At 57.7% G+C, this 6,053-nt stretch carries 5 protein-coding genes; all 5 read right to left on the bottom strand.

Annotation, left to right across the window (positions count from 1 at the left end; all coding sequences use genetic code 11):
- Positions 1-347: 347 nt before the first annotated feature.
- Positions 348-1,739, bottom strand: a complete 1,392-nt coding sequence (locus E1757_RS08330; RefSeq protein WP_133226558.1) for a sulfatase family protein — start codon at positions 1,737-1,739, stop codon at positions 348-350.
- A 97-nt stretch (positions 1,740-1,836) separates the two neighbouring features.
- Entirely contained in the window at positions 1,837-2,643 is an 807-nt protein-coding gene (locus tag E1757_RS08325) for a sugar phosphate isomerase/epimerase family protein (protein ID WP_133226556.1), read from the bottom strand.
- 101 nt (positions 2,644-2,744) lie between these two features.
- The gene (locus E1757_RS08320) at positions 2,745-3,884 is read right to left on the bottom strand and encodes a Gfo/Idh/MocA family protein (protein ID WP_133226554.1); all 1,140 of its coding nucleotides are present in this window, start codon (positions 3,882-3,884) and stop codon (positions 2,745-2,747) included.
- 42 nt (positions 3,885-3,926) lie between these two features.
- Entirely contained in the window at positions 3,927-5,357 is a 1,431-nt protein-coding gene (locus E1757_RS08315) for a sulfatase family protein (RefSeq protein WP_165972007.1), read from the bottom strand.
- Entirely contained in the window at positions 5,354-6,046 is a 693-nt protein-coding gene (cysC, locus tag E1757_RS08310) for an adenylyl-sulfate kinase (RefSeq protein WP_133226550.1), read from the bottom strand. Before cysC ends, E1757_RS08315 begins: the two co-directional genes overlap by 4 nt.
- Positions 6,047-6,053 lie beyond the last annotated feature (7 nt).

Genomic DNA, 6,053 nt, shown 5'->3' with positions numbered 1-6,053 from the left:
GATGAAGTCCCGAAGCATAAGCACAAAAGAGCCCTCGTCCTATCTTCACGAAAATTGGTACGGTTGGTATTCATGCTACTGAAGACCAACAAAATGTACACACCACCCGAGAGGAGGAATCCATAGGATTTCCAGATTTCTACTCTTTTTACATGTTGCCCATGCCTGTAAATAGTCTGAAAATTCAGACTAAATGGTGGGGTTAGTTTAGTGATGTCTTTTTTTAGCTCTGGGTACGCTTTAGGCAATGTTTTTTCCAATTCTTATCGATCATCCCCTTGACATATCACCGCTGGGCTGTATCGTAAAGCAGCCGCACCGCGGGTCTGCGGTGCGGCGCCTTGGCATTATTTGCCCGCTTCTTTGGCCTGCAGCGTCCGGGCCGTACGCGAATTTCCGATATACAGCGTATCATAGGCTTGCTGGGATGAAGTAAACGGCGCGTCGCCCTTGCCATGCCAGCCCAGATTCGTATACATCGGATTGGTCCGGCCTGTCTCTTGCTCGCGGCGGTGAATATGCACCTCCATCCGGGCGGTCAGCAGCGCCACGATTTCCGGTTCCCGCTCAGCTACATTATGGTTCTCGAGCGGGTCCTCAATCAAATTGTACAGTTCCACTTCCGGCTTGAAGTGGAAATCCGGCTCCAGCGCGCGGATCAGCTTCCAATGCGGCGTCCGCCAGCCATGCTTGCGCATCCAGGTGCATTCCGTAATATAAAACTCGCTGATCCGCCGTTCCGGGCTGCCGTTAACGAACGGCAGCAGGCTTTGGCCGTCCGGCTCCAGCCGCTCGTCGATGTCCAGCAGCTCGAGCACGGTCGGCATAATATCGCTGATTACCGTCGCCTCCGGCACTCTCCTGCCGGCAGGCAGCTTGCCGGGAAACTTGATGATCAGCGGGACGATCAGCGTGCAGTCGTACAGGCCGTGATGATCGAAATAGCAATCATGCTCGTACAAGGTCTCTCCATGATCGGAGGTGACGACGATCAGCGTATCGTCCGTCAGCCCGAGATCGTCAACGGTGCGCAGCAGGCTTTGAATGGAGGCGTCCATATAGGCGACCGCCCCGTCGTATTGAGCGCTGACGTATTCCTGATCCGTGACGCCTTCGGGAATCCACGATTTGAGGAAATCGGCGAATGGCTTGAAGTCATAAACCGGCTCCATCGAACGATTGGCCGGATCATGCTCATCGCCACCGTAGAAAATGCGTTCGAACGGCTTCGGCGGCAAATAAGGCGAATGCGGGTCCATATGCCGCAAAAACAGAAAAAACGGTTGATCTTCCCCGGCCAGCCGGCGCAGCTCCGGAATCGCCACCTCGTTCAAATTTTCCGCCTTCGGGCATTTGCCGGTTTCGTCCGGCAGCCAGGCCTCATAGTCCAAATAACTGTCGAAGCCGCGTGCTGACGGATTGCCGGTAAACCCGACGCATGTCGTATTGTAGCCGTATTCCCGCAGCACCTCCGCCAACGTTTTGGCGCCGACGTCGCCTTTATGCCGCAGCGCGACCACATCGGTGCCGAAGCAGTCTTTGCCTGTCAGCATGCCCGCATAGGCAGGCGTTGTCGGAATGCTCGGGCTGAAATGCTGCTCGAACAGCACGCCTTCTCCCGCCAATTTGTCGAGATGAGGCGTTGTTAACCGCAGGTAGCCGTACGAGCTCATCCGGTCCCGGCGCAAGCTGTCAATGCCGAATATAATCAGATTGGGCTTTTTTGAATGCGTGGACATGCCGTTCACTCTCCTTGAATGGGTAAGTATACGTTGCGCGTTAAGAGACTGTCGTTGAATAGCGGGACAATCTCCGTTACGGCCGTTAACGCGACGGTTAACGGGCGCCAAGCTGCTTCAGGCAGGCGTTCAAATAACCGTAAGTTTCGGCGGCGATGATCGAAACTTGCGCCAGCGAATGCTCCGGCTTCGCTCCGATTACTTCCAGCACGACAGGCCCGTCATAGTTGTTGTCGACCATCGCTTTGCAATAGGCGAACAGGTTAATGTCGCCGCGTCCGCATGCCTGCAGCTCGATCGGCCCCGGCCCCTGCTCCCGTCCTTTGCAATCGCGGATATGGACGTGCTTAACGCGGCTGATGACCGCCGGAAGCGCCTCCTCCGGATTTTCATTGGCCCGGAATATATGGCTCGGGTCCATATCGATGCCGAATGCGCCGGACGATACTGCCGCCATTGCGCGCAGCGTTGTCGGCGTATCGTGAACGGACTGCCCGATATGCGCCTTCACGCACAGCGTTACGCCAAGCGCCTCCGCTTTCTCCGACATCCGTTTCAGCAGGTCGATGGAACGTTCTACATCCTCCTCCACCCCGGTTTTCCCGCCGGGACCGATATTGACGATCGGAATGCCGATCTCCGCAGCCGCTTCGAATGCGCTCAGCAACCGCTGCTCGTCTTTTACGCTGCCGAATTCCATCGAGAGGAAGCTCAAGCCGTTGTCCTGAACGATCGACCTCAGTTCTGCCGCCTGCTCCTTCCAGCGCGCCAGATCCAGGTGTTCGCACATCCCTTGAATCGCCGAAATTTCCACGCCGTCATAACCGCTGAGCGCAATATGATGCGCGGCCGACGCAAAATCAAATTCCTTGAACAAAACCGAGTTGACGCCAAGCTTAATCATGGGCGAACACTCTCCTTATTTGTTTGATAAACATGCGAATGTCATGGCAAATGCTTCCCGGCTGCTGTTGCCGCCAGTAGAACGGACTGCCTCCGCTCTGCTTACATCGACAGCGGATCGCCGTGGAACGCCGGCAGCGGATGCGGTCTGACGATGGCGCCTCCCTGTTCATACGATTCGATAACGGCGAACGTATACTCCAGCACGGCCAGCGCATCGCGTCCGGAAGCGCGGATATGCTCTCTCGGCACGCCGTTCGTAATATCTTCCAGAAAGGCGTGCAGCCGGTTGCTAAAGGTCGTGTTAAATTCCGTCACGCCCGACTCCGTAACTTCCGGCTGCGGGTGCGCGCCGATGGCGGGAACGCCCTTTTGCGCTCTCCAGTACGAAACTTTTTCCACGCAATTTTCGATGCAGAAGGTTCCCTTCGTGCCCCCCACTTCCATGCTCCACCAGCCGCCCAGGCCGTATGTCGCGTCTCCGCGCTGACTCAGCAGGTAACCGGCCGCGCCGCTGGCGAATTTCACGTGGATGCTGTTGATCGATACCATAATATCGCTGGCGCTTTTGCGGAAGCCGGCTTGATTGGAAAACGTTTGAATATGGGTAATGTCGCCGCAAAAATAACGCATCACGCTGAACGGGTGGGTCAAAAAAGCTTTCATATGGAAATAGGGATGGCCTTTGTCCTTCGGCGATTTGGGCGGGCTGTATGTATCCTCCCCGCCGTTGAAGCCCATCTTATGCAAGCAGTACACCGTTTCGCCGATATCTCCGGCTTCGATATATTGACGCGCTTTCTCCGCGGGTGCTGTAAAATAATGATTCAGGTTGCAGCCCAGATACACGTTCTTTTCCGCTGCGAAACGGACCAGCTCACGCCCTTCGCGGATATCGTTCGCAAGCGGTTTCTCGATCAGCACATGCTTCCCGGCCGCAATCGCCTGCATCGCCGGCTCGAAATGCCAGCTGCCGTTATCGATCCCGCCCGTCGTGACGTCGACGATCTCAAGCTCAGGCTCGCCCTCCAGCATATCCTTCAGGCTGTAATAAGCTTTAACGCCGTATTTTTCCGCCGCTTTATCCGCCTTTTCCTTGACAACGTCGCAGACGGCGACCACATGCGCAAGCGGATCATGCGCATAGCACTCCGCATGACGCATACCGATTCCATTCATTCCGACAATTCCTATTTTCAATGCCATCCTTACGTCCCGCATCGGCCGATTCAATCGCGCCAACCGGGACTGCACCACCTTTCATCTTCGAATTGGGCACAAGTATTATTCCAACTTGCGTGCAAGCGCTTCCTCTAAAGCATCATACCGTTCGCGCTGCGGGTTCGCGATCCACGACTCCCACGTCAATCCGACGGCGCCGAGAATCGACTCGATCCGCCTCCGGAACGGCAGCTGCGCCTCGCGGATCTGGACCATCATCGGGTCCGGCCGTCCGCTCAGCTTGCCCGCCACGAACGCGTCCAGCCGCCGTTCCATCGCTTCCGCGATTTGCGGGAAAGCTTCCGCCGCGTTGTACCGCTCCTCCGGGTCCCGCTGCAAATCGTACAGCTCGACGGCCGGACGCCGGAACGGTCCCGTGTCGTAATTGCGGATCAGCTTGAACTGCTCGTTGCGCACCGCCCGGGCCGCCTGCCATGCGCATTCGCTTAAATACACCTCGTCAAGCGTTCCTTCGGCCTCCCCGCGAATGGCGGGCCACAAGCTTCGCCCGTCGTACTCCGAAGCCGGCCTGAGCGCTGCCCCATCGATTTCCGCAGGCGCTTCTGCGGCGATTGCCTCCAGCAGCGTCGGCATCAGATCGGCATGCTGCACGAACCCGCGCACCCGCCGGGACGCCGGAATGCGCCCGGGCCACCGCATAATGAGCGGAACGTGCACTGTCGGCTCGTACAGACCGCAATGATCCCAGTAAATGTCATGCTCGGTCAAGCTTTCGCCATGGTCGCCGAACAGGATGAGCAGCGTATCATCCCGTATGCCCGCTTCGCTCAGGCAGTCGTCCAGCTCGCGGAGCCGGTCGTCCAGGTAGCGGATTTCCGCATCGTAAAGCGCGCTGATATACGCCGCATCCGTGACGGGGCCGAGCCGCTTGTAATGATGATGCTTGAAAAACGGATACGCCGGATGGGAATACGCCCGCTCCATGCTCGTATTGCCCGAGGCATACGGATCGCTCTCCTTGTCGTAAAAAGGGGCAATATAGTCTTTCGGCGGCAAATAAGGCGTATGAGCGTCCCAATAATGCAGAAATAAAAAGAAATCGTCATCCTTATGCTCTCGGATCCATGGAAGCGCGAGCTCGTTCACCGTCCGGCCGTCGATCCACCGCTTTTTGCCCGAGCTGTTGATGTAGTAACGGTAACCGCGGGCAAACCATTCCTTCAGGTTGTACAGGTTATCGACCGCGCCGGTTACGAAGCCGGCCGTCTTGAGCTTCGACGGCAGCCATTCGACCGATTTGGGCAGATAGGCCAGCTCGGAGCCGTGGGACACGATTCCCGTCGTCAAGCCGATGCATCCGGTAAAAATGGCCGAATGGGCCGCCTCGGTCGGAATGTCCGCCGCATAGGCACGTTCCATCAGCACTCCTTCGGAGGCGATCTTGTCGAGATGCGGGGATGTTGGCTTGCCGTATCCGCAGCAGCCGAGCCGGTCGGCGCGAAGCGTATCCAACGAGACCATAACGATTTTCATCGGCCGTCTCCCTCCGGTGGGCACGCAGCGTCTCCAGGCCGAGCGGAAACGCTCGACTCTGCCACCGGCGCCAGCTCCAGAGCGGCTGCTGTGTATTGCTGTGCGACATCGGCGCATGCAGACGGCTCATCCCCCGCCTCCGCGACCGCGCTGTCACCGTGTCCGTCCCGCGCCCGATTCAACCACTCCACAATACGCAGCGCATTCGCCTGAACGGAACGGTGCTCCGTACTAATGACCAAGTCTGCCCGCTGCGGTTCGTCGTACACGTCGGAAACGCCGGTGAACATGCCGATTTCATGACGGCGCGCTTTGGCGTACAATCCTTTCACATCCCGCGCTTCGCAGACCGCCAAGGAGCACTGCACATAAATTTCCACATATCCGTTGACGTGCTTCCGCAAATAATCGCGCATCTCCTCATAAGGAGTAATCGCGGAGACGAGAACGGTAACGCCGTGCCTGGACAGCAGGTTCGCGACAAACGCGATACGGCGTATATTTTCCATCCGGTCGTCCCGGCTGAAGCCGAGCCCGCTGCAGATCGCCTTGCGTACGGCATCCCCGTCGAGCAGCTCCGCCGGTCGACCGGCCGCCGCCAGCCGCGCATAGACCTCCTGCGCCGTAGTCGTCTTGCCTGAGCCGGAGAGACCGGTAAACCAAAGTACATTACCGCCGGTGCTTTCCATGTACTTT

The sequence above is a fragment of the Paenibacillus piri genome, assembly GCF_004354045.1.
Lineage (GTDB): Bacteria > Bacillota > Bacilli > Paenibacillales > NBRC-103111 > Paenibacillus_S > Paenibacillus_S piri.
This window is presented reverse-complemented; position numbering and strand designations above follow the sequence as displayed.

Excerpts from the sequence above, each read along its gene's own strand:
- cysC (WP_133226550.1), bottom strand. The coding sequence starts at position 6,046 with ATGGAAAGCACCGGCGGTAATGTACTTTGGTTTACCGGTCTCTCCGGC.
- E1757_RS08325 (WP_133226556.1), bottom strand. The coding sequence starts at position 2,643 with ATGATTAAGCTTGGCGTCAACTCGGTTTTGTTCAAGGAATTTGATTTT.
- E1757_RS08330 (WP_133226558.1), bottom strand. The coding sequence starts at position 1,739 with ATGTCCACGCATTCAAAAAAGCCCAATCTGATTATATTCGGCATTGAC.
- E1757_RS08315 (WP_165972007.1), bottom strand. The coding sequence starts at position 5,357 with ATGAAAATCGTTATGGTCTCGTTGGATACGCTTCGCGCCGACCGGCTC.